This window comes from Novosphingobium aureum (genome assembly GCF_015865035.1).
In the GTDB taxonomy this organism is placed as follows: Bacteria; Pseudomonadota; Alphaproteobacteria; order Sphingomonadales; family Sphingomonadaceae; genus Novosphingobium; species Novosphingobium aureum.
Genome location: NZ_JADZGI010000001.1, coordinates 714022 through 735958, shown reverse-complemented (window position 1 = coordinate 735958; position 21937 = coordinate 714022). Strand labels below are relative to the sequence as shown.

18 protein-coding genes are annotated in these 21937 nt (G+C 66.9%); 14 read left to right on the top strand and 4 right to left on the bottom strand.

Features of this window, described 5'->3' with window-relative positions; genetic code table 11:
• Positions 1-83 precede the first annotated feature (83 nt).
• The 6 genes from I5E68_RS03550 (at position 84) to I5E68_RS03525 (ending at position 9294) form a co-directional block, all read left to right on the top strand.
• On the top strand, positions 84-944 hold the full coding sequence (locus I5E68_RS03550) for an N-acetyltransferase DgcN family protein (RefSeq protein WP_323982077.1): 861 nt from the start codon (positions 84-86) through the stop codon (positions 942-944).
• Entirely contained in the window at positions 941-1984 is a 1044-nt protein-coding gene (locus I5E68_RS03545) for a dipeptide epimerase (protein ID WP_197160838.1), read from the top strand. Before I5E68_RS03550 ends, I5E68_RS03545 begins: the two co-directional genes overlap by 4 nt.
• Positions 1985-2211: 227 nt before the next feature.
• Positions 2212-4923, top strand: a complete 2712-nt coding sequence (locus I5E68_RS03540; protein WP_197160836.1) for a TonB-dependent receptor domain-containing protein — start codon at positions 2212-2214, stop codon at positions 4921-4923.
• A 135-nt stretch (positions 4924-5058) separates the two neighbouring features.
• Positions 5059-7026 carry a S9 family peptidase gene (locus I5E68_RS03535; RefSeq protein WP_197160834.1) on the top strand — a complete coding sequence of 656 codons (1968 nt, stop codon included), beginning with the start codon at positions 5059-5061 and terminating at the stop codon, positions 7024-7026.
• A 1-nt stretch (position 7027) separates the two neighbouring features.
• Positions 7028-8110 (top strand): amidohydrolase family protein, encoded by a 1083-nt coding sequence (locus tag I5E68_RS03530; RefSeq protein WP_197160832.1) that lies wholly within the window; start codon positions 7028-7030, stop codon positions 8108-8110.
• Between the two features lie 8 nt (positions 8111-8118).
• Entirely contained in the window at positions 8119-9294 is a 1176-nt protein-coding gene (locus I5E68_RS03525) for a DmpA family aminopeptidase (RefSeq protein WP_197160830.1), read from the top strand.
• A 7-nt stretch (positions 9295-9301) separates the two neighbouring features.
• On the opposite strand, the gene I5E68_RS03520 is transcribed toward I5E68_RS03525, so the two are convergent.
• Entirely contained in the window at positions 9302-9775 is a 474-nt protein-coding gene (locus tag I5E68_RS03520; protein ID WP_197160828.1) for an Lrp/AsnC family transcriptional regulator, read from the bottom strand.
• 172 nt (positions 9776-9947) lie between these two features.
• On the opposite strand from I5E68_RS03520, the gene I5E68_RS03515 reads away from it, so the two are divergent.
• Genes I5E68_RS03515 through I5E68_RS20250 form a run of 3 tightly spaced genes read left to right on the top strand, consistent with a single transcriptional unit; the run spans position 9948 to position 12749 of the window.
• Positions 9948-11177, top strand: a complete 1230-nt coding sequence (locus I5E68_RS03515; protein WP_197160826.1) for an aromatic amino acid transaminase — start codon at positions 9948-9950, stop codon at positions 11175-11177.
• Positions 11174-12184, top strand: coding sequence for a ketopantoate reductase family protein (locus tag I5E68_RS03510; protein ID WP_197160824.1), 1011 nt, complete (start codon positions 11174-11176; stop codon positions 12182-12184). The genes I5E68_RS03515 and I5E68_RS03510 overlap by 4 nt, the downstream gene beginning before the upstream one ends.
• On the top strand, positions 12150-12749 hold the full coding sequence (locus tag I5E68_RS20250) for a hypothetical protein (protein ID WP_197164860.1): 600 nt from the start codon (positions 12150-12152) through the stop codon (positions 12747-12749). Before I5E68_RS03510 ends, I5E68_RS20250 begins: the two co-directional genes overlap by 35 nt.
• 43 nt (positions 12750-12792) lie before the next feature.
• Here I5E68_RS20250 and I5E68_RS03500 read toward each other — a convergent pair whose 3' ends face one another.
• From I5E68_RS03500 to I5E68_RS03490, 3 genes are all read right to left on the bottom strand, one after another.
• Positions 12793-14100, bottom strand: coding sequence for an MFS transporter (locus I5E68_RS03500; RefSeq protein WP_197164504.1), 1308 nt, complete (start codon positions 14098-14100; stop codon positions 12793-12795).
• A gap of 61 nt (positions 14101-14161) precedes the next feature.
• Positions 14162-14953 carry a 2-keto-4-pentenoate hydratase gene (locus tag I5E68_RS03495; RefSeq protein ID WP_197160821.1) on the bottom strand — a complete coding sequence of 264 codons (792 nt, stop codon included), beginning with the start codon at positions 14951-14953 and terminating at the stop codon, positions 14162-14164.
• A 90-nt stretch (positions 14954-15043) separates the two neighbouring features.
• On the bottom strand, positions 15044-16549 hold the full coding sequence (locus I5E68_RS03490; protein ID WP_197160814.1) for a UxaA family hydrolase: 1506 nt from the start codon (positions 16547-16549) through the stop codon (positions 15044-15046).
• 115 nt (positions 16550-16664) lie between these two features.
• On the opposite strand from I5E68_RS03490, the gene I5E68_RS03485 reads away from it, so the two are divergent.
• The 5 genes from I5E68_RS03485 to I5E68_RS03465 all read left to right on the top strand — a co-directional run bounded on the left by I5E68_RS03485 (position 16665) and on the right by I5E68_RS03465 (position 21920).
• Complete coding sequence (locus I5E68_RS03485; RefSeq protein ID WP_197160811.1) at positions 16665-17681, top strand: LacI family DNA-binding transcriptional regulator; 1017 nt, start codon at positions 16665-16667, stop codon at positions 17679-17681.
• 138 nt (positions 17682-17819) lie between these two features.
• A complete protein-coding gene (locus tag I5E68_RS03480) occupies positions 17820-18470 on the top strand; it encodes an RpiB/LacA/LacB family sugar-phosphate isomerase (RefSeq protein WP_197160809.1) in 651 nt (216 codons plus the stop codon).
• A 97-nt stretch (positions 18471-18567) separates the two neighbouring features.
• Positions 18568-19341, top strand: coding sequence for a 2-dehydro-3-deoxy-D-gluconate 5-dehydrogenase KduD (gene kduD, locus I5E68_RS03475; RefSeq protein ID WP_197160807.1), 774 nt, complete (start codon positions 18568-18570; stop codon positions 19339-19341).
• A gap of 7 nt (positions 19342-19348) precedes the next feature.
• Positions 19349-20371 (top strand): sugar kinase, encoded by a 1023-nt coding sequence (locus I5E68_RS03470; RefSeq protein WP_197160805.1) that lies wholly within the window; start codon positions 19349-19351, stop codon positions 20369-20371.
• Positions 20334-21920: a carboxylesterase/lipase family protein gene (locus tag I5E68_RS03465; RefSeq protein WP_197160803.1), complete on the top strand. Its 1587-nt coding sequence runs from the start codon at positions 20334-20336 to the stop codon at positions 21918-21920. The genes I5E68_RS03470 and I5E68_RS03465 overlap by 38 nt, the downstream gene beginning before the upstream one ends.
• The last annotated feature ends 17 nt before the right edge of the window (positions 21921-21937 follow it).

Here is a 21937-nt window from a genome sequence, read left to right as displayed (position 1 = left end):
GGGGACTTGCCACCTTTCGCTCAAACGATTGCATTGGCGAGTTCCGGGAAGATTCCTGCCCCCTGACCCTTGGCCTGCCGCGCATGGACGTAACACAGGCCGTCGCGGCGGGCGCCAGGTCGCTCGTGCTCGGTATCGCGACCAGCGGTGGACGGATCGAGGAGGCGATGGTCCCCCACATCCTCGCCGCGCTCGATGCCGATCTCGACGTCGTCTCCGGGCTGCACCAGCGCCTCGACGCCGACCCGCGCATCGTCGAACGTGCTAAGGCCAACGCGCGCCGGTTGATCGACGTGCGCCTTGCTCCGCGTGACTTGCGCGTGGGCACCGGCCAGCGCCGCCCCGGTCGCCGCCTGCTGACGGTCGGAACCGACTGTGCGGTCGGCAAGATGTACACCTCGCTCGCGCTCGTCGCCGGGATGCACGAACGCGGCATGGCGGCCCGCTTCCGCGCGACGGGGCAGACCGGCGTGCTCATCGCCGGCGAGGGCATCGTCATCGATTCGGTGATCGCCGACTTCATCTCGGGTGCCGCCGAGGCGCTTTCCCCGGCCCGCGAAGATGGTGGCTGGGACGTAATCGAGGGTCAGGGCTCCTTGTTCAACCCCTCCTTCGCCGGTGTCTCGCTGGGACTGCTGCACGGCGCCCAGCCCGACGCCCTGGTGCTGTGCCACGATCCCTCGCGACCGCATATGCGGGGCCTTGCACATATGCCGGTACCCGACCTCGCGATATGCATGGCCGAGAACCTGCGCTGCGTGCGCCTCACTAGCCCCGAAGCGCAATTCGTCGGCGTCTCGATCAACGGTTCGCAGATGGATCCCGCAAAGGCGAGCGATCTGCGGGCGCGCATCGAGGACGAACTGGGCCTGCCCTGCATCGACCCCGTTGCCACCGGCACCGGCCCCATCCTCGAACGTATCGCCGCACGCTTCCCCTCGTGACGCGAACGCGCCTCACTGCCGAGGCCACGACCTTTGCGCTGGCCCAGCCTTTCGCGATCGCGCGCGGCACCCGCGAGGCAATCGAACTGGTCACCGTCTCGATCGAGCGCGAGGGCGTCACCGGCTGGGGCGAAGGCGCGCCCTCGGCCCGATACGGGCAGGACGCGCGCACCGTGCTCGCCGCGATCGAGGCGGTACGCCCGCGCGTGGAAAGCGGGATCGACCGCGCACAATTGCTCGCGGCAATGCCCCCCGGCTCGGCCCGCAACGCCATCGACTGCGCCTTGTGGGACCTCGAGGCAAAGCTTGCCGGTCAGCCCGAAGGGCCTCTCGCCACGCCGCTGCCAACGGTGCTCCCAAGCGCCGTTACCGTGGGCATCGCCGGGCCCGCGGCCATGGCAGCGCGCGCGCGCGAGGTCGCGGCGCAAGGCAGCGCCCATGCCGTCCTCAAGGTCAAGCTCGATGCCCGCGACATAGCCGCGCGTCTGCGCGCCGTGCGCGAGGCGGCCCCCGAGGCCCGGATCATCGTCGATGCCAACGAAAGCTGGGACCGGCGTACACTGGAAGCGGCCCTGCCCGTCCTCGTCGAGACCGACGTGCGCCTGCTCGAACAGCCGCTGCCCGCTGGCGAGGACGCACTGCTCGCAGGACTTTCCTCGCCGGTGCCGCTCGCCTGCGACGAATCCGCGCACGTCGCCGCCGATGTCGCGCGCCTCGCGCCCTATTACGACTACGTCACGATCAAGCTCGACAAGAGCGGTGGGCTGACCGCAGCGCTCGAGCTTGCCGATGCTGCACAGGCCGCAGGGATGGGCCTGATGACCGGCTGCATGCTGTGCTCCTCGCTATCGGTCGCCGCAGCCTGGCCCATTGCCGCGCGCAGCAGCTTCATCGATCTCGACGGCCCCTTGTGGCTGGCCCGCGACCGGGCTGGCGGCGCGGTGCTCGGCGCAGATGGGCTGCATGCACCCGCCGGGCTGAACTGGGCCGGGTCACGCTATGGATCGCCCGCGAGCGATACGCGGGGCGGCCAGCCATAAGCCCGCGTTATGGAGTGGCGAAGCAAACTGATTAGCGAGATGCTGCAATCTTGTTACAGGGCTCGCAACAAATAATAAGCATCATTTCAGGGTTCGCTTTCTCATTGGAACATTGGCGTGCCGCACGGTCGTTTCCGGCCGCGTGGCGGGCGTGCCTGCGTGCGAAAATCTCGGGAGGGGTTCCCATTGCCACGCGTGTCTCACGCGGGTCAAAATAGGATCTCTACATGTTTTCTACCCGTAACCGCCTCGCCGGCGGTGCCAGTTTCCTCGCAGCCGCCATCTCGCTTTCGACCGTCGCCCAGGCACAGGACGCCTCGGCAGACGCCGCCGATGCCGGTGACGTCATCATCGTCTCGAGCTCGCGCATCGACGCGGCAGGCTTCGACGCCCCGACCCCGACCATGCACCTCGGCGCCGAGGACCTGAGCATCGGCGTGCGCACCAACGTCGCCGCCGCGCTCAACGACATGCCGCAGTTCCGCGCGACCACCTCGCCGCAGACCACCGGCACCAACACCAGCGCCGGCCAGGCTCCGGTCGACCTGCGCGGCCTCGGCAACAACCGCACGCTCGTCCTGATGGACGGCCGCCGCTTCTCGAGCGACAACGACCTCAATGCGATCCCCTCGAACATGCTCAAGGGCGTCGACGTGGTGACCGGCGGTGCTTCGGCGGCTTGGGGTTCGGGCGCGGTTGCGGGCGTCGTCAATCTGATCGTCGACACCGACTACGAAGGCCTCGAGCTGGGCGGTTCGGCCGGCATCTCCAGCTACGGTGACAACTTCACCCGCCGTTTCGATGCCAAGTTCGGTACCTCGTTCGACGGTGGTCGCGGTCACTTCGTGATCGGCGGCGAATACCTCGACAGCGAAGGCGTGATCCCGAAGGTGAGCCGTTCGCGCATTGGCCGTACGACCACGTTCAACGGTGCGATCACCTCGGACGTTGGCTACAACAACATGGCCTACGGCGGCCTCATCACCTCGGGCGTGCTCGCCGGTCAGGCGTTCAACGCCGACGGCTCGCTGCGCACCTTCGACCAGGGCTACGCCCAGTCGGGTAACTTCCAGGCTGGCGGCGAAGGCCCCTCGAACGACGACTGGAGCCCGCTGGTCACGCCGCAGAAGCGCTATACCGCGATGGCGACGCTGACCTACGACCTGACCTCGTCGATCAAGCTGACCGCGCAGGCGCGCTACTCGCGCATGTTCAACGACTACATCTGGTTCGGCGACAACATCCAGGGTTCGCAGACCGGCGGTCAGTACATCTCGGCCGACAACGCCTTCCTCTCGCAGGACATCCGCGACCAGCTTGCCGCTGCGGGCGAAACCGGCTTCTACATGGGCCGCGCCAACCGCGACCTTTCCTACCCCTCGATCGACTTCGAGCGCGAGACCTTCCAGGGCACGCTGGCCCTCGACGGTGAGTTCGCCAACGGCGCCCTGCGCTGGAGCGCGTACTACAGCCACGGCGAGTTCCACAACAACATCGACACCCCCGGCTTCCTGCTCAGCGAGAACTTCGCGAATGCGGTCGACGCGGTGTTCGACGGTGCGGGCAACATCGTGTGCCGCTCGAACCTCGGCGGTGCGAACCCGGGCTGCGTTCCGGTCAACCTGTTCGGCTTCGGGGCTCCCTCGGACGAGGCCATCGACTACGTGACCGGCACGCCGATGCAGCGCGCCAAGACCAAGCTCGACGTCGGCGGCATCAGCCTTCGCGGTGAGCCCGTCTCGCTGCCTGCGGGCGACGTCTCGATCGCGATCGGTGGCGAGATCCGCCACGAATCGATCGACCAGCGCAACGGTGCGCTCGATGCCGCCCGTGCCTTCCGCACCTTCAACCTGTCCGCGATGGAAGGCGGCTTCACGGTTTCGGAAGGCTTCGCCGAAGTCGCGATCCCGGTGATCTACAACACCCCGCTGCTCCAGAAGCTGGACATCAATGCGGCGGCACGTATCTCGCACTACTCGACCACCGGTTCGATCTGGTCGTGGAAGCTGGGCGCCACCAACGAGTTCTTCCCCGGCTTCGTGGGCCGCGTGACGCGTTCGCGCGACATCCGCTCGGCTGGGCTTTCGGAACTCTACACCCAGCAGACCACCGGCTACAACACGATCCAGAACCCGTTCCTGCTTGATGCGGACGGCAACCCGACGAGCGAGTACATCCTCTCGAACGGCGGCGGCAACCCGGACCTCAACCCCGAGACCGCGGACACCTGGACCTTCGGCGCGACCTACAACCCGCCGGCGATCTCGCGCCTCAATGTCTCGCTCGACTACTACAACATCAACATCGACGACGTGATCACCTCGATCGCGGCGCAGGACCTGATCACCCGCTGCTACAACGGCAACACGGCGCTGTGCGGGAACATCACGTTCTCGGGCAACTCGATCACCCGTACCGTGTCGGGCTACGTGAACCTTGCCAATTACAAGACCGACGGCATCGACGGCGCGATCGACTACGTGCTGCCGCTCTATGACCTGGGCGCAGACAGCGATGGCCGACTGCACTTCAACGTCAAGGGCACCTGGGTCAACAGCCTGACCACTAACGATGGCGAGAGCGAGATCGAATACGTCCGCTCGCAGGGCTACTCGTTCGGTCTGGGCGTGCCCAAGTGGCGCGTCAACGCCACGGTCGGCTACGAAAGCGAGAGCGTTTCGGGCCTGGTCCGCGCGCGTTACATCTCGCCCGGCGAGTACAACTCGACGCTCTCGATCTCGAACAACCACATTCCGGCATACACCTATTTCGACGCGCAGCTGCGCTTCGCAATTCCGACGGAAAGTGGTCCGAGCATGGAGTTCACGCTCGACGCATCCAACCTGTTCGACAAGAAGCCCCCCTACGGGTCGCTTTACTCTCCGTACTATGACGTGATCGGCCGCTTCGTGACGGCTGGCGTTCGCGTCAAGTTCTGATCCTGATCGAACATGCGGCGCGGTCGTCCGGCGCGGTTCCTGCTCCCTTGTGCAGGTGCCGCGCCGGGTGGCCGCGCCCATCCCTTTTCAAGCGCCCCCCCTTTTTCCCCTGCCCCTGATCCGAGGAATCCCCCTATGACATCCCGGTCTTCGTTCCGTTCCATCCTGTCCGCCTGCTCGCTGCTCGCGCTCGCGGCCAGCGCCACCCCGGCCTTCGCCGAGGCCGACAAGCCTGCCGCGATCATCACCCAGGACGTGCCCGAGGTTCCCGATGCGGTGGTCAAGGCGACGCAGCCCTATCTCGAGGCGCGCCGGGCCGACTTCCTCGGCTGGAACCGCGCAGACCGCTCGATGCTGATCAAGACCCGCTTCGGCGCCACCAACCAGCTGCACGAAGTCCGCGCTCCGGGCGCGACCCGCACGCAGGTCAGCTTCGGCGCGGAACCGGTCCTGACCGGCTTCCAGGCACCCTCGGACGACGGCCTGACGGTGGTCATGCGCGATAACGGCGGGGACGAATTCTACCAGCTTTACCGTCTCGAGGACGGCAAGCTCGAGCTCATCACCGATGGCAAGAGCCGCAACTGGATCGGCGCCTTCAGCGCCGACGGCGCGCTGCTCGGCTATACCTCCTCGCGCCGCAACGGTGCGGACATGGACCTCTACGCGATCGATCCGCGCGATCCCTCGAGCGACCGCCTCGTCGCGCAGGTCAAGGGCGGTGGCTGGACCGTCGCCGGCTTCAGCGCCGACAAGCGCAGCATGATCGCGGTCAATCGCCTCTCGATCAACTCCGCCATCGTCTACTCGGTCGACCTCGCCAGCGGCAAGATGACCGCGCTCACCGACGCCAAGGGCAGCGCCTCGTGGGTCGACCCGCAGGTCACCGCGGACGGCACGATGTGGGTGCTCAGCGATGCAGGCGGCAGCGACTTCATGCAGCTCGGCACGCTCGACACGAAGACCGGCAAGTTCACGCCCCGGACCAGCGAAGCGTGGAGCGTGAGCGATTACGCCATCGCGCCCGATGGCAGCTTCATCGCCTATGCCACCAACGAAGCCGGCGTCAGCGTCATGCACGTCATGGAACTGCCCTCGGGCACCGTGCGCAAGGTCACCGCGCTGCCCAAGGGCGTGATCCCCTGGGCGATCGGCCAGGCCATCCAGATCGCGCCCTGGGGCGAGATCGGCTTCTCGATGTCCTCGGCCAAGGTCGCGGGCGATGCCTTCTCGATCGACCCCAAGTCGCTTGAAGTCACGCGCTGGACGATGAGCGAGACCGGCGGTCTCGATGCCTCGATCAATGCCGAAGCGGAACTGGTCACCATCGAGAGCTTCGACGGCGAGAAGGTCACCGGCTTCCTCTACCGTCCCGATCCGGCCAAGTTCCCCGGCAAGCGCCCGCTGCTGTTCGACGTCCACGGCGGTCCCGAAGGCCAGTCGCGCCCGGACTTCCTCGGCTCGGAGAACTACTACGTCAACGAACTCGGCATGGCGCTGTTCTTCCCCAACGTGCGCGGCTCGGACGGCTTCGGCAAGCGCTTCGTCAACCTCGACAACGGTCCGTGGAAGCGTGAGGATTCGGTCAAGGACCTGGGTGCCTTCCTCGACCACTTCGCCAAGGACCCGGCCCTCGATGCGGACAAGTTCTCGCTCTACGGCATGAGCTACGGCGGCTACATGTGCTACGCGGCCGCGGTGCACTATTCGGACAAGCTCAAGAGCGCCAACTGCTACGTGGGCATCACGAATTTCGTGACCTTCCTCGAGAACACGCAGGACTATCGCCGCGACCTGCGCCGTCCCGAATACGGCAACGAGTCGATCCCGAAGCAGCGCCAGAAGCTCGAGGAGATCTCCCCGCTCAACCACCTCGAGAAGATCGCGATCCCCCTCTTCGTGGCGGTAGGCGGCAACGACCCGCGCGTGCCAGCTTCCGAAGGGGAGCAGATCGTGAAGGCCCTTCATGCCAACGGTCAGCCGGCCTGGTTCCTCAACGCCACCAACGAGGGCCACGGCTTCCACAAGAAGGAAAACGAGGAATACTACTTCCAGACCAGCGTCGAGTTCTGGAAGCAGACCCTGCTGGGCGAGGACAAGTAAGATGCGCCCGGGACGCAGCCGCATCGCGCGCCTTGCCGCCGGCCTGCTGGCAGGCGCCGTGCTCGCCTGCGCTGCGTCCCCGGCACAGGCAGGCCCCGAGGCTTCGTCCGCAGCCCCGGCCCGCGGGCCGGCGGTTGCGGGCGAAGTGGACCACCACATGCACGTCCATTCGCCCGCGATCCTCGACTTCCTTCCGCACTATTGTTCGAGCGAGGGGCGCATCGGCCCCTGCCCGGTCGAATTCACCAAGGCTTATTCGCCCGAAGACCTTGTCGCGCAGATGGACGCGGCGGGTATCGCGCGCGGCCTCGTCATGTCGACGGCCTATCTCGCCGAGAGCCCGATGATGCAGCCGCCGCGCCCCGACGCACCGCGCATCCTGCGCGAGGCCAATGCCTGGACGGTCGGTCTCGCACGGCGCTTTCCGGGACGGTTTGGCATTTACGTCGGCGTCAATCCGGTAACCGCGACAGCCCTGCCCGAGATCGCGCACTGGGGCGCGAACCGGGACGTCACCGGGATCAAGCTGCACCTCACCAATTCGAGCGCTTCATTGCGCAAGCCCGGCGATGTCGCAAGGCTCGCGCAGGTCTTCGACATGGCACGTCGCACGCGCCTCGCGATCATGATCCACATGCGCACGCGCGAGACCGACTATGGCGCACGCGACGTCGCGACCTTCGTGCGCGAGGTGCTCCCCGCAGCTGGCGACACGCCAGTGCAGATCGCCCATGCCGCAGGCTGGGGCGGTATCGATGCGCAGACGCTGTCCGCACTGCGCGCCTTCGCCGATGCCATCGAGGCCGATCCCGCCATCGCGCGCCACCTCACCTTCGACCTCGCGATGGTCTGGAAGGCCGACACCTCCGAGCAGGATCTCGCTGCACTGGCCAGCCTCATCCGTCGGATCGGCCCCGAGCACTTCGTGCCCGCTTCGGATTTTCCGTTCAGCGGCGATCTCGTGGACTACTATGGCAAGGTCTATCCGCGCCTGCCATTGAGTGCGGACGAATGGCACACGATCCTCGACAACCACCCCGCCTACGACCGCGCGGATTTTGCGCAGACCCGAACAAGGCCGTAGCGCGCATCATGCGCAGCACGCTTCGCGGTGCGCCGCTGGCGCTCTTGCTGGCTGGCATCCCGCTGGCCCCGGCGCCCGCCGTTGGCGAAGCTGCCGACACCGAGACGCGCGGTGCCGGCGTGCCCATCGGCATCCTCCCGACAGGCCCGCTCGATGCGATCACCGACGTTGCAGGCGTCAGGGTCGGACAGGTCACGATCGAACGGGGCAGGACCGTCCATACCGGGGTCACGGCGGTGCTGCCGCACGGCGGCAACCTGTGGCAGGACAAGGTCCCCGCCGGCTTTCACGCCGCCAACGGCTTCGGCAAGTTCGCAGGCTCCACCCAGGTCGAGGACCTTGGCGAGATCGAGACGCCGATCCTGCTCACCAACACGCTCTCGGTGCCCGAAGCCATGGCAGCGAGCATCGAGTGGACGCTGGAGCAGCCCGGGAACGCGGGCGTGCGCACCGTCAATGCCGTGGTCGGCGAGACCAACGACGGCCTGCTCAACGACATTCGCGGCAGGCACGTGACCATCGCCGATGCGCGCCGCGCCATCGAGAGCGCGACGACGGGTCCGGTGGAAGAAGGCGTGGTCGGTGCAGGAACCGGCACCGTCAGCTTCGGCTGGAAGGGCGGCATCGGGACCGCCTCGCGCAAGCTGCCCGATAGTCTGGGCGGATGGACGGTGGGCGTGCTCGCACAGACCAACTACGGCGGCGTGCTGAGTGTCGCGGGTGTGCCCGTCGGCCAGCGGCTCGGGCAATATCTGTACAAGGACAAGCTTCCCGAGACCTCGGCCGACGGCTCGGTCGTGCTGGTGATCGCCACCGATGCGCCGTTGTCCGACCGCAACCTGCGCCGCCTTGCCCAGCGCGCCTTCGTTGGCATCGCGCGCACCGGATCCGCTTTCTCCAACGGTTCGGGCGACTATGCCATTGCCTTCTCGAGCGCACCGGACGTGCGCCGCACCGCGCAGCGCCGCAAGGGCGAGACCCGCCTTGCTCAGCTCGCCAACGATGCGATGACGCCGCTGTTCCAGGCCGTCGCCGAGGCATCGGAGGAAAGCGTCTACAACGCGTTGTTCGCAGCGCACGACGTTACGGGCGCAAGGGGAACGGTCCGCGCGCTGCCCGGGCGGGCCGTGCGCGCGATGATCGCTGCGGACCGCGCGCCGCGCGCCGGGACCGAGCGGCCATAAGGTCGGCCTAGAGGTAATCGAGCGGCAGCTGGGTCGTGTTCTTCATCTTCTTCATGACGATGTAGGTCGTCACGCTCTGGGTGAGATCGTCGAGCATCAGCTTGTCGGAAATGAACGCGGCATAGCGCTCGAGGTCGCGGGTCCAGATGCGCAGGATGAAATCCATGTCCCCGGTGGTGTAGTCGCACGAGACCACTTCGGGCAGCGCCATGATCCTTTCGCGAAAGGCCGCGTCGGCCTCGCGGCTCTGGGCACGCAGCCGCACCGTGACAAAAGCCGAGATGCCAAGGTTGAGTTTCTCGGGGTCGAGGATCGCGACCGTGTGGCTGATGTAGCCTTCCTCGCGCAGCCGGGCGAGGCGGCGCGAACACTGCGATGCCGAGAGGTTCACCCGGTGGCTGAGTTCTGCGGGCCCAAGGCTGCCGTCCTCCTGTAGCGCGGCCAGGATGGTGCGATCGTACCTGTCGAGTGAGCCGGCCATGTCATCCTCCCTTGCACGTTACCACGCTGCAATCGTCGATGCAGGATGCATGCATGGAATAATCAATATGTGCAACAGGTGTGCGCGATTGAGGAAAAATGCCATGACAATGCACGCCATTTCGCCGGATTTTCGCCTAGCCTACGCGCGAACACCATAAGGGATCGCGTCAATGTCGAACTTTAGTCTCCCGGCCTGCCCCGCCGATCCGCTGCTCTCGTTGATCGGCGCTTTCCGCGAGGATGCAAGGCCCGGCAAGATCGACCTCTCGGTCGGCGTGTTTCGCGACGAGAACGGCCAGACCCCGGTCATGCATGCCGTCAAGCAGGCCGAGGCCCGGCTGGTCGCGCAGCAGCCGACGAAAACCTACCTTGGCCCGCTGGGCAATGTCGAATTCACGCAAGGCGTGGCAGGCATGGCCTTTGGCTCTGCACGCGCGCGTCGGCTGGCCGCGCTGCAGACCCCGGGCGGTACCGGCGCCCTGCGTGTCGCCGCCGACCTGCTCGTACGCAATGCTGCCTCGCGGGCCAGGACGGGAAGCGAGCGACACGGCAGGATCTGGGTAGGCCTGCCCACGTGGTCGAACCATGTCCCGGTCTTTGCGGCAGCGGGCCTCGAGATCCGCAGTTACCGCGCCATCGACACCGAAACGCAGCGCTTCGATCTCGATGCCTTCGGCGCGGCAATGGAGCAGGCGGACCCCGGCGATGCCGTGCTCCTACAGGGCTGCTGCCACAATCCCACCGGCATCGATCCCGACGATGGCCAATGGGCCCGGATTGCAGAGCTGCTGCGCGACAAGGATCTCGTGCCGCTGATCGACCTCGCCTACCAGGGCCTTGGCCGCGGTATCGAGGAAGATGCGCTTGCGGCCTGCCTGCTGCTCGACACCGTGCCCGATGCCCTCATCGCCTATTCGTGCAACAAGAACTTCGGCCTCTACCGCGAGCGTGTCGGAGCTTTGTTCATACAGGCAGGCGACGAGGCCGCGCGCGTTGCAGCGAGCAGCAACGCGGCCGATCTGGTACGAGCCAACTACTCGATGCCGCCCGACCACGGCGCCGCCGTCGTTGCCACGATCCTTGGCGACGCGGCGCTTGCAAGCGCGTGGTACGACGAACTCGAAGCGATGCGCACGCGGCTGGTCGCGACCCGCCGGGCACTGGCCGATGCGGCCTGCGCTCAAGGCCTCGCGCTCGACTCCATTGCGCACCAGCAAGGCATGTTCGCGCAGCTCGCCCTGCCTCCCGAAGCCATCGCCGACCTGCGCGAGAACCATGCAATCTACATGGCGCCCGATGGCCGCATCAATCTTGCCGGGCTTGCGATGAGCGATGTCGAACGCTTTGCCAGTGCGCTCGCACGCAGCTTCGCCCGCACCGCCCACGCGCCCGCACCATGACCCTTCCCGACGAGACGACACCGCGTATCGCCATCCTCGGCGCGGGGGCGGTTGGCTCGCTGGTTGCCGCCCGCCTCGTGCAGTCCGGCCTCGCACCAAGCCTGGTTGCGCGCGGGGCCCGTCTGGAACAGCTGCGCGCGAAAGGGCTGTGGCTGCGCGAGAACGGCGCGGAACCGATACACCTGCCCGTGCGCGCCGCCAGCGCGAGCGAAGCTGGCGCTCAGGACATCGTCTTTCTGGCCCTCAAGGCCCACGCCATCGAGCCGGCCCTGCCCGACATTGCCCGGCTCGTCACGCCCACGACCTTCGTCGTGCCGCTGATAAACGGCGTGCCATGGTGGTACTTTCAAGGCGATGGTGCCCGCACGGTCAGGGCAGTCGATCCCCACGGCGCCCTCGCACGCTTCTTTGCCCCGAGCCGGCTGGTCGGCGCCGTACTGTTTCTCACCGCCTCGCTCGATGATGATGGAGCGGTCCTCGCCAGCGGGCCGGAACGCATTGTCATGGGGACCGTGAGCACTGCGACCGATACCGACCCGTCAGCGACCCTCGCCCCGCTGCGCAGCGCTCTCGGCGCAACGAGCCTCGCGGTGCGCTTCGTCGACGAGGTCCGGCGCGACTTGTGGAGCAAAATCGCCCTCAACCTTGCCACGAACCCGCTCTCGGTGGTGGCGCAGGCGACACTGGCCGAGCAGTTCAACGACCCCGCGCTCGTCCCGACCGTAACCGCGGTGCTGCGCGAAACCATCGCACTTGCGCGCAGGCTCGGGGTCGAGCCTCGCTACGACCTAGACGAGATGCTGGCCATCGGCCGCGCGGCCGGTCCGTTTCGCACCTCGATGGCGCAGGACCATGCCCGCGGGGCCCCGCTCGAACTCGACGCGATCGCGCGCTCGGTGCTCGAGCTGGCCGAAACGCACGAGCTACCGATGCCGACCGCGCGCACCGTCACCGAGATCTGCAGCTTTCTCGATGGTCGCTCCGACACGGCCCGCGATCCTGTGTGAACAATACCCGGCCCGGAATTTTCACGGCGGGTTCGGGCTGGCCAATGTGGGAGAACTGGCCCGCCTGACCTGGACCGATCCCGGCCAGACCGACCTTGCAGGTCAGGTCGACGTTCCGATGCTCGGCACCCACCCGGTCGAGATGGCAATGCGCGAACAGACCGGCAGCAGGCCAGGAGTGTTCAAACTGCCCTTGCCTCAGACCACCAGCATGGTGGCGAGTCCTCTCGAGATGGTCGATCTCGATTGGCTGGTGCCGGACCGTTGCAAACTGCTGATCGACAGCACGGGCATCCTTGCACGCCCCCGTGGGGTCGAAAAATCGACCTTGGACGTCTGCCAAGGCGGACCAAAGGCGGCATGGAGAACAAACTGCACGCCATCACCGATGACAATGGCTGCCCTCCGACCTTCCTCTGCGAGGAAGGTCGGATCAGCGATTACACGAGCGCGGTGCCCCTGCGCGAAGACTCACTCAAGGCCACATGGTTGTATGCTGCCCGACCGTCTTCTCGGGTTCATGGAGCTCTTCTGGCTATTCCTGCACCTGCCTATAGCCCAGTGAGACCCGATATGCCCTCAACCCCGGGGCCAAGCGATGCACGCCTTCATCGGGTGGCGAGCTTGGCTGCATCCAATCTCGGGCTGAGGATGTGGATGACCAGCAGGGCCAGCAGATAGGCGCTCGCGCAGATCGCGAAGAGGACCTCGTAGCTGTCCGTCGCATCGAGAATGTAGCCGGCGAAGAGCGCCATGCCCATCCCGCCGAGCGCGCCCACGGTCCCGCCGATACCGACCACCGAGCCGACAGCGCCGCGCGGGAACACGTCGGAGGGCAGGGTATAGAGGTTGGCCGAGAAGGCCTGGTGCGCCGCGGTCGCGAGACCGATCACGAGCACCGCGCTCCACACGCTGTCGATCGACTGGGCGAACCAGATCGGGAGCACGCAGAGCGCGCTGAGCAGCATCGTCAGCTTGCGGGCGAAATTGGGGCTGCGTCCGGCCTTGATCAGCTTCGAGGACAGCCAGCCACCCGCGATCGAGCCGACGTCGGAGATCAGGTAGATCGCGGCAAGCGGCAGGCCGAAGGTCTTGAGGTCGAGGTCGTAGCGCTCGAACAGGTAGCCGGGCAGCCAGAACAGGAAGAACCACCAGATCGGGTCGATCAGGAACTTGCCGAGGGCATAGGCCCAGGTCTCGCGCACGGTGAGCAGGCGCGACCAGCCGATCTTCTCGACCGGGTCGGCGGGGTCCTGCTGGATCCAGGCGAGTTCCTCGCGGGTGACACGCGCGTGCTCGCTGGGATGGCGGTAGATCGCCCACCACGCGGCCAGCCAGGCGACGCCGAACAGGCCGGTCACGAAAAAGGCCATGCGCCAGTCGAACCACAGCACCAGCAGCGGCACGATCAGCGGGGTCAGGATCGCACCCACGTTCGCCCCGGCATTGAACAGGCCGATCGCGAAGGCGCGCTCCTTCTGCGGGAACCAGTCGGTGACCGCGCGGATACCCGCCGGGAAGTTGCCGGATTCGCCGATGCCAAGCCCGAAGCGCGCCGCGGCGAACGAGGTCACGCCGCTGGCAAAGCCGTGCGCGACGTGGCTGATCGTCCAGATCACGATGGCGATGGTGTAGCCGAGCCGCGCGCCCAGCGCGTCGACGACCTTGCCGAACGAGAGATAGCCGATGGCATAGGCGAGCTGGAACCAGAAGATGATCCCGGCGAAGTCGGATTCGCTCCAGTTGAATTCCGCCTCTAGCGTGGGCTTGAGCACGCCGATCATCTGGCGATCGACGTAGTTCACTGCAGTCGCCGCGAACAGCAGCGTCACGATCAGCCAGCGATAGCGTCCGACCTTGCCCTGGACCGGCGCTGCGGTTTCGGCCGAAGTCATCGTCCCGGTACCTTCCTGCATCATTCCTGCTCCCTTCACGGCGGCCCATTGGCCTGCCGTCTAGATCCGTGCGCCGCGCCCGTCAGGCAGCGACGATCCTGCATTTCAACGACCCGCATCCGGCGAACTCGGCCAGTACCCGATCGCCCGGCGCGACCGGATGGACACCGGTTACCGCGCCGGTCGAGATCCATGCCCCCGCGCTGCAGTCGATGCCGCGTTCGCTGAGGTTCCCGAGCAGGAAGCGTACGGCGCCCAGCGGGCCGTCGAGCATATTGGCGGTGGTGTTGGCGCCCACGGTCTCGCCATTGATCTCGAGCCGCACCTCGATGGCATCGAAGTCCGCCTCCTGCCAGTCCGCCAGCGCGGGCCCGATCAGCAGGCCATGGTTGTTGCCGAAGTCGGAAACCGTCACCGGCGGCCCGTCGGCATTGATCCCGGGATAAGGTGAACTCGCGATCTCGATGCCAAGGTGGACCCGGTCGAGCAGCGCTGGAACGGCCGCGTTGTCGGCCGGCACGACGCCGTCCCAACCGGGCGCGACGTGGAGCAGGAACTCGGCCTCGGCGGCGCCGAAACCCTCGGCGAAGACCGGCATCGCCCGCTCCTCGTCGGCACTGACGGGATGGACCGTATCGGCGAAGATCGGACCGGCGAGACGATTGGTGCCAAGCCTTTCATCGTCGGGCGGATTGATCTTTCCGACCTTCCAGCCAGCGACCTCACGGCCATCGAGGACGAGTGCGATGTCCTGGATGGCATAACCCGAAACCATGTCCTCGGGACGGGTGCCGGGATAGGCTTCGAGCCCCTCGGCCGCCTTGCGTGCCGTGACGAAAGCCTGCGCGACGTCGCGCGCTTCTTGCTTGGACATTTTCCTCAACCCCACGAATTCTATCCTTGAGCCAAAGTGCTATAGGAAACCGGTGTCATAAGCAAATGCAATTGCACCGCCCGAGCCTCTTCAAAGAGTTACGCCGCGCTTCCAGATGGCGATGGCGCGCTGCCCTCCCCGCTCGGCGGCTGTGCGTTCGCCGCTCGCAAAAGCCAGGATTCGGGCAAGGAAGGCGTCGTCGGCGCTCTCGCTTCCCTCGCGCAGGGTCAGCGAGGCGTCGAAGTCGATCCAGTGCGGCTTGGCCTGCGCCAGCGCCTCGTTCGAAGCGACCTTGAGACACGGCACCGCGAAGCCGAGCGGCGTGCCCCTGCCGGTGGTGAACAGCACGAGCGTGGCGCCCGAGGCGGCCAGCGCGGTCGACGATACGGCATCGTTGCCGGGCGATTCGAGCAGGCTCAGTCCCGCGGCGACCGCTTGCTCACCATAGTCCAGAACATCGCAGAGCGGCGCGCGGCCAGCCTTCTGGACTGCACCCAGCGACTTCTCCTCGAGCGTGGTGATGCCGCCCGCGATGTTGCCGGGCGAAGGGTTCTCCGAAACCGGGAGCCCCTGGTCGAGGTAGTAGCGCTTGAACCCGTTGACCAGCGCCGCCGCCCGATCGAATACGTCGCGCGAGACGGCGCGCTCGAGCAGCGGCTCCTCGGCGCCGAAGATCTCGGGAATCTCGGTCAGGATCGCACGCCCGCCAGCCCCGGTCAGCGTGTCGCAGAAGCGCCCGAGCAAGGGGTTTGCCGTCAGGCCCGAAAAGCCATCGGAGCCGCCGCACTTCAGTCCGACGCAGAGCGCCGAAAGCGGCAGTTCCTCGCGGTGTGCCTTGCTCGCCTCGGCCACGAGTTCGTCGATGAGCGCCCCGGCCGCCGCGATCTCGTCGCCCGCGCTCTGGCTGGAAAGAATGCGCAGCTTCGAACGCGCCGCCTCGGGTACTTCCTTGGCGAGCGCGTCGAGCTGGTTCGATTCGCAGCCGAGCCCGAGCAGCAGTACGCCCGCCGCATTGGGATTGCAGGCCAGCCCTGCGAGCACCGCCCGGGTGCCCTCGAGATCGTCGCCGAGCTGCGAACAGCCATGGGGATGGCCGAAGGCATGGATGCCGTCGATCCGCCCGGCGGCGATGAGGTCGTCATGGCGCAGCGAGGCCTCGCGCGCGATCTGCTCGGCAGTGAGCGCGACGCAGCCGACGCTGGGCAAGATCCAGATCTCGTTGCGCGTCGCGGCGCTTCCATCCTCGCGCAGGTAACCGCGCCACGTCGGCTGGTCGCCCGCAATCTGTGCGGCGGATGCTGCCATCGCGACATCGGCGGGGCGATAGGCCAGTTCGCCGACGAGCGCGGTCGCGACATTGTGGGTGTGCACATGCGCGCCTGCTGCGATGGCCTTGCGCGCGCGGCCAATCGGCTGGCCGTACTTCACGACGAGGCTGCCCTCGGCAATGTCATGAAGGGCGAACTTGTGCCCCTGCTGGACAGGCTCGAGCAAGCGAATGCCCTCGACCGAGACGCCTGCCTCGAGCGGAGACAGGGCCACGCCGACGTTGTCGGCGGGATGCACCTTGAGCGTAGGGGGAATTTCTGCAGTCATCCTCAACCCGGCGATATGGAGTTTTACATTTGGTAACCGGTGTCATATTGCCTTTGCCCAGAGCCTAAGGCAAGGGCTGATGACAACGAATGCAATAACGGACGGGCACGGGTGCATGGCTAAGGACGCGAAACCCACGATCAACGATGTCGCCCGTCTGGCCGGCGTTTCGAAGAAGACCGTCAGCCGCGTGATCAACAAGTCGCCGCTGCTCAACGATGCCACCCGCTCTAAGGTCGAGGCGGTCATCGCCGAGATCGGCTACGTGCCCAATCCGCAGGCACGTGCACTGGCGCTGCGCCGCAACTTCCTGATCGGGCTGATCCACGACAACCCCAATGCGCAGATGGTCCTGGGCGTGCAGGAAGGCATCCTCGAGACGATCCGCGACACCGAGTTCGCGCTCGTCGTGCGCCCGGTCGACCGCCACTCGCCCCAGCTGCTCGACGACATCCGCCATTTCATCGAACAGCAGCGCCTCTTCGGCGTCATGCTCCTGCCGCCGATCTCCGAGAACGACGAACTCGCGGACATGTGCCGCAAGCTGGGCTGCACGGTCGTGCGCATGGGCTCGGCCGCGCTCGACAAGAGCGAACACCTCGTCGCTTCCAACGACCGGCAGGCAGTCGCCGACGCGGTGTTCTGGCTCTCCGAACTCGGCCATCGCCGGATCGGGTTCATCGCCGGTCCGCAAGGCTTCCGCTCGGCACGCGAGCGCGAACTCGGCTTTGCCGACGGAATGGCCCGCGCGGGGCTCACGATCGACCCGGCGCTCATGGAGCGCGGCACCTACCGCTTCGAATCGGGCCTTGCCGCTGGCGACCGGCTGCTCGCGGTCGATCCGCCGCCCACTGCGATCTTCAGCAGCAACGACGAGATGGCCGCCGGATTTCTCCATCGCGCGCTCGACAAGGGACTCAAGGTCCCCGGGCAGATCTCGATCATCGGCTTCGACAACACTGCGACCGCAGCCCATATCTGGCCGCCGCTCACCACCGTGCAATGGCCGATCAAGGCCATGGCGCGCGCCGCCGCGCACAAGCTGATCGACCCGCTCGAGGCCGCATCGCAGCCCTCGATCTTCCTTTCGGACCTGATCCGGCGCTCCTCGGCGGACGCCCCTTCCGCCTGAACCGCGCCCGGCCCGTCAACGATGGGTTGAAATACACCGCCACTTGAGACTACAGTGCTTATGACACCGGTTTCCATAAACCATGGCCAGCGCAACGGCGCGGCTTCCAGAAGACCACGAAATCAGAGTGAGGATGCCATGAAGATTGCCCTTATCATCGAGAACAGCCAGGCCGCCAAGAACGGCATCGTTCACGAGGCGCTGACCTCGGTCGCCGAGCCGCTCGGCCACGAGGTCGTGAACTACGGCATGTACACGCCCGAGGACGCGGCGCACCTCACCTACCCGATGAACGGCCTGCTCGCGGGCATCCTGCTCAATTCGGGCGCCGCGGACTTCGTCGTCACCGGCTGCGGCACGGGCACCGGCTCGATGCTCGCGTGCAACGCGATGCCCGGCGTGTTCTGCGGGCTGATCATCGATCCCACCGACGCCTTCCTCTTCGCCCAGATCAACGACGGCAATGCCGTTGCCCTTCCCTATGCCAAGGGCTTCGGCTGGGCGGCCGAACTCAATCTCCAGGACTGCTTCCGCAAGCTGTTCGACGGCGAGAGCGGCCTTGGCTATCCCAAGGAGCGCGCGGCGGTGATGAAGAAGAACCGCGGCATCCTCGCCGACCTCAAGGCGGCGACCTGCCACGACATGGTGAGCGTGCTCAAGAACGTCGACCAGGACCTGCTGCGCACCGCGATCTCGGGCGAGCACTTCGCCGAATACTTCTACCCCGCCTCGAAGGACGATGCGATCAGCGCCTATCTCAAGGGCCTGAACGCAAACGCGCCCGCCTGATCCTCGCGCTGGCGCACGGATCGAACCGCAGCGCCATGCCCGTGGCCGGGACAGGCTGCGCAACAAGAATGAACCTCGGGACGGAGAGGCACGCCCAATGAGCAACAATGTTTTCGATCTGTCGGGCCGCGTGGCGGTGGTCACCGGCGCCAATACCGGCATTGGCCAGGGCATCGCGCTCGCACTCGCCGAGGCCGGGGCGGACATCGCCGCGGTGGGCCGCAGCGAAGCGACCGAGACCGCCGGGAAGGTGCGCGCGCTGGGCCGCCGCTGCGAGCTCGTCTCCGCCGACCTGTCCTCGATCGAACCCGTCTCCGAGGTGGTCGATGCGATCGTCGGCAAGCTCGGCCGGCTCGACATCCTCGTCAACAATGCCGGAATCATCCGCCGCGCCGATGCGCTCGACTTCAGCGAGGAGGACTGGGATGCGGTGATAGACACCAATCTCAAGACCCTGTTCTTCCTCAGCCAGGCGGCGGCCCGGCACATGGTCGGCTGGTCGAGCCAGTCGGGCCTGCGCGGCAAGATCATCAACATCGCCTCGATGCTCACCTTCCAGGGCGGCATCCGCGTGCCCAGCTACACCGCGAGCAAGAGCGGCGTCGGCGGTCTCACCAAGCTGCTCGCCAACGAATGGGCGCCGCGCGGGATCAACGTCAACGCCATCGCGCCCGGCTACATCGCGACCAACAACACCGCCGCCCTGCAAGGGGACGAGACGCGCAACCGCCAGATCCTCGAGCGCATTCCCGAGGCGCGCTGGGGCGATCCCGCCGACATCGGCGGAGCCGCGGTCTTCCTTGCCAGCAGGGCAGCGGACTACGTCCAGGGTCACATCCTCGCCGTCGACGGCGGCTGGCTCGCCCGCTGAGCGCGTCATGAGCGGACACGTCACCTGTTTCGGCGAGCTGCTGCTGCGCCTCGCCACCCCTTCCGGGCGCCTGACCGTCCAGTGCGATGCGCTCGAGATGGTCGTGGGCGGGGCCGAGGCGAACGTGGCGGCGGGGCTCGCCTCGCTCGGCCATCCCGTCAGGATGGTCAGCCGCGTGCCTGAAGGCCCCCTCGGCGACAAGGCTCGCGCCGCACTCGGCGGTGCCGGCGTCGATGTCGCGGGCGTTAAGCGGGGCACCGGACGCATGGGGCTCTACTTCCTGGAGACCGGCGCGGGCCTGCGCCCATCGACGATCACTTACGATCGCGCTGGAAGTGCCTTTGCGTCCTCGTCGGCACGCGACTTCGATCTGGCGGGAGCACTTGCGGGCGCTCGCCTGCTGCATCTCTCGGGCATCACCCCGGCGCTTGGCCCGGGCGGTGTCGATCTCGCCCGCGCGGCGGTTGACGCGGCACAGGAGGCAGGCGTGCCGATCTGTTTCGACGGCAATTACCGGGCGATGCTCTGGGATGCCTGGGACAGCGACCCGCGCGCGATCCTCAGCGAGCTCTTCGCCGCCGCCACGGTGATGATCGGCAATCACCGCGATATCTCGCTGCTGCTGGGCCGGGCATTTTCGGGAGATGGTGCCGACCGTCGCCGCGAAGCCGCGGAGGCCATGTTTGCGGCCTTCCCGAAGCTCGAGATGATCGCCTCGACCGCGCGGCATGTCGTCAACTCGGACCATCACCGCATCGCGGCACGCATCGACACGCGCAGCACTGCGCACCAGACCGGCGAGGTCGACGTCACCGGCATCGTCGATCGCATCGGCACCGGCGATGCCTTTGCCGCGGGCGTGCTGCACCGCTGGCTCGAAGGCGGAGCCGAGGATGCCAACGTCATCAAGATGGCGCAGGCCGGGCTGGCCTATACCGTGCTCAAGCACTCGCAGCCCGGAGACATGTGCCTCATCGGACCGGGAGAACTCGATGCCTTTTCCGCCAGTGGAGGCGACGTCAGGCGCTGACCTGTCGCGCCGCCGCCTGCTTGCCTCGGGCGGGGCGATTGCCGCCGCGAGCCTCGTGCCGGCTCCGTCATCGGCGCGCGCAAGCAAGGCTCCTCGCGCGGCACGCTATCAAGGTGTCGTCGATGAGGGCGTGCTTGCTTTCAAGGGCATCCGCTATGCGCGCGCCGCGCGCTTTGCCCGCGCCGTCCCCGAACCCGCGCAAGGCCCGCTGCTGCGCGCCGAGAGCTTCGGACCGCTCTGCCTGCAGCGTGCGCTTTCCGATCAGCCCCAGAGCGAGGACTGCCTCTTCCTCAACGTCTGGACGCCCGAGGCGGACGCGCGCGCGCGGCGCGCGGTCATGGTCTATTTCCACGGCGGGGCCTACACCACCGGCTCGGTCACCGATCCGCTGACACACGGGGGCAGGCTCGCCACACAGGGCGACGTGGTCGTCGTCACCGTCAACCACCGCCTCAACGCGCTCGGCTATGCCTGGCTCAAACCCTTCGGCGCGCGCTATGCGGACAGCGGCAATCTCGGCCAGCTCGATCTGGTGCTGGCACTGCAATGGGTGCGCGAGAACATCGCGCAGTTCGGCGGCGACCCTGCGCGGGTCATGGCCTTCGGCCAGTCGGGCGGAGGCGCCAAGATCGCGACGCTGATGGCGATGCCTGCGGCGAAGGGCCTGTTCCACAGCGCCGCGACGATGAGCGGCCAGCAGGTACAGGCAAGCGGCCCGGCCCATGCCTGGGCGCGCACGCAGGCCTTCATGGCCAAGCTCGGCCTCGCGCCCGGCGACGTCGAGGGCTTGCGGACCCTGCCGGTCGAGAGGCTGGTCGAGGGCCTCGATGCAAGAGACCCGGTGATGGGCAGCGGCCCTGTCTACTTCGGCCCGGTGCTCGACATGACCAACCTGCCGCGCCATCCCTTCTGGCCCGATGCCGCGCCACAATCACGCGCCATTCCCATGATCCTTGGCAATACCCGCGAGGAGACGCGTGCCTTCCTCGATCCGCGCGGGCCCAAGTTACAGGGGCTCGACTGGGAGAACCTTGGCGAGCGCCTCGGCCGCGAGATCAAGATCGATCTCGACCCGGTTTGGGTTGCCGAACAGTACCGCACCCATTTTCCCGACTGGTCGCCCGAGCAGGTCTACTATGCCGCGACGACCGCGGGACGGTCCTGGCCGGGGCAGGTGATCGAGGCGGACGAACGTGCAAAAGCCGGTGCCACGGCGACCTGGGTCTACCAGCTTGACCGCCCTTCCCCCGTCGATCCCTTGAGGGGAGCGGCCCATACCGACGACATTCCCTATGTCTTCGGCACGATCGATGCCCCCGGCAGCTATTCGGGGACCGGCCCCGCGGCCCGCGCGCTGAGCTCTGCGATGATGCGCGCCTTCACCGGCCTTGCCAAGACCGGCAGGCCCGGCCTTGCCGACTGGACGGCCTATGCCCTGCCCGAGCGCGCGACCATGGTCTTCGACGAGACGACAAGGCTCGAGAACGATCCGCGCCGCTGGCAGCGCGAGCTCTGGGCAACTGCCCTTTACGTCCAGCCCGGAAGCTGACTGCCTGGGCTCAAGGA

What these genes read in the sequence shown, in the direction of transcription:
- I5E68_RS03550 (WP_323982077.1), top strand. Translation starts at nt 84, where the DNA reads ATGGACGTAACACAGGCCGTCGCGGCGGGCGCCAGGTCGCTCGTGCTC.
- I5E68_RS03540 (WP_197160836.1), top strand. Translation starts at nt 2,212, where the DNA reads ATGTTTTCTACCCGTAACCGCCTCGCCGGCGGTGCCAGTTTCCTCGCA.
- I5E68_RS03535 (WP_197160834.1), top strand. Translation starts at nt 5,059, where the DNA reads ATGACATCCCGGTCTTCGTTCCGTTCCATCCTGTCCGCCTGCTCGCTG.
- I5E68_RS03530 (WP_197160832.1), top strand. Translation starts at nt 7,028, where the DNA reads ATGCGCCCGGGACGCAGCCGCATCGCGCGCCTTGCCGCCGGCCTGCTG.
- I5E68_RS03525 (WP_197160830.1), top strand. Translation starts at nt 8,119, where the DNA reads ATGCGCAGCACGCTTCGCGGTGCGCCGCTGGCGCTCTTGCTGGCTGGC.
- I5E68_RS03520 (WP_197160828.1), bottom strand. Translation starts at nt 9,775, where the DNA reads ATGGCCGGCTCACTCGACAGGTACGATCGCACCATCCTGGCCGCGCTA.
- I5E68_RS03515 (WP_197160826.1), top strand. Translation starts at nt 9,948, where the DNA reads ATGTCGAACTTTAGTCTCCCGGCCTGCCCCGCCGATCCGCTGCTCTCG.
- I5E68_RS03510 (WP_197160824.1), top strand. Translation starts at nt 11,174, where the DNA reads ATGACCCTTCCCGACGAGACGACACCGCGTATCGCCATCCTCGGCGCG.
- I5E68_RS20250 (WP_197164860.1), top strand. Translation starts at nt 12,150, where the DNA reads ATGGTCGCTCCGACACGGCCCGCGATCCTGTGTGAACAATACCCGGCC.
- I5E68_RS03500 (WP_197164504.1), bottom strand. Translation starts at nt 14,100, where the DNA reads ATGCAGGAAGGTACCGGGACGATGACTTCGGCCGAAACCGCAGCGCCG.
- I5E68_RS03495 (WP_197160821.1), bottom strand. Translation starts at nt 14,953, where the DNA reads ATGTCCAAGCAAGAAGCGCGCGACGTCGCGCAGGCTTTCGTCACGGCA.
- I5E68_RS03490 (WP_197160814.1), bottom strand. Translation starts at nt 16,549, where the DNA reads ATGACTGCAGAAATTCCCCCTACGCTCAAGGTGCATCCCGCCGACAAC.
- I5E68_RS03485 (WP_197160811.1), top strand. Translation starts at nt 16,665, where the DNA reads ATGGCTAAGGACGCGAAACCCACGATCAACGATGTCGCCCGTCTGGCC.
- I5E68_RS03480 (WP_197160809.1), top strand. Translation starts at nt 17,820, where the DNA reads ATGAAGATTGCCCTTATCATCGAGAACAGCCAGGCCGCCAAGAACGGC.
- kduD (WP_197160807.1), top strand. Translation starts at nt 18,568, where the DNA reads ATGAGCAACAATGTTTTCGATCTGTCGGGCCGCGTGGCGGTGGTCACC.
- I5E68_RS03470 (WP_197160805.1), top strand. Translation starts at nt 19,349, where the DNA reads ATGAGCGGACACGTCACCTGTTTCGGCGAGCTGCTGCTGCGCCTCGCC.
- I5E68_RS03465 (WP_197160803.1), top strand. Translation starts at nt 20,334, where the DNA reads ATGCCTTTTCCGCCAGTGGAGGCGACGTCAGGCGCTGACCTGTCGCGC.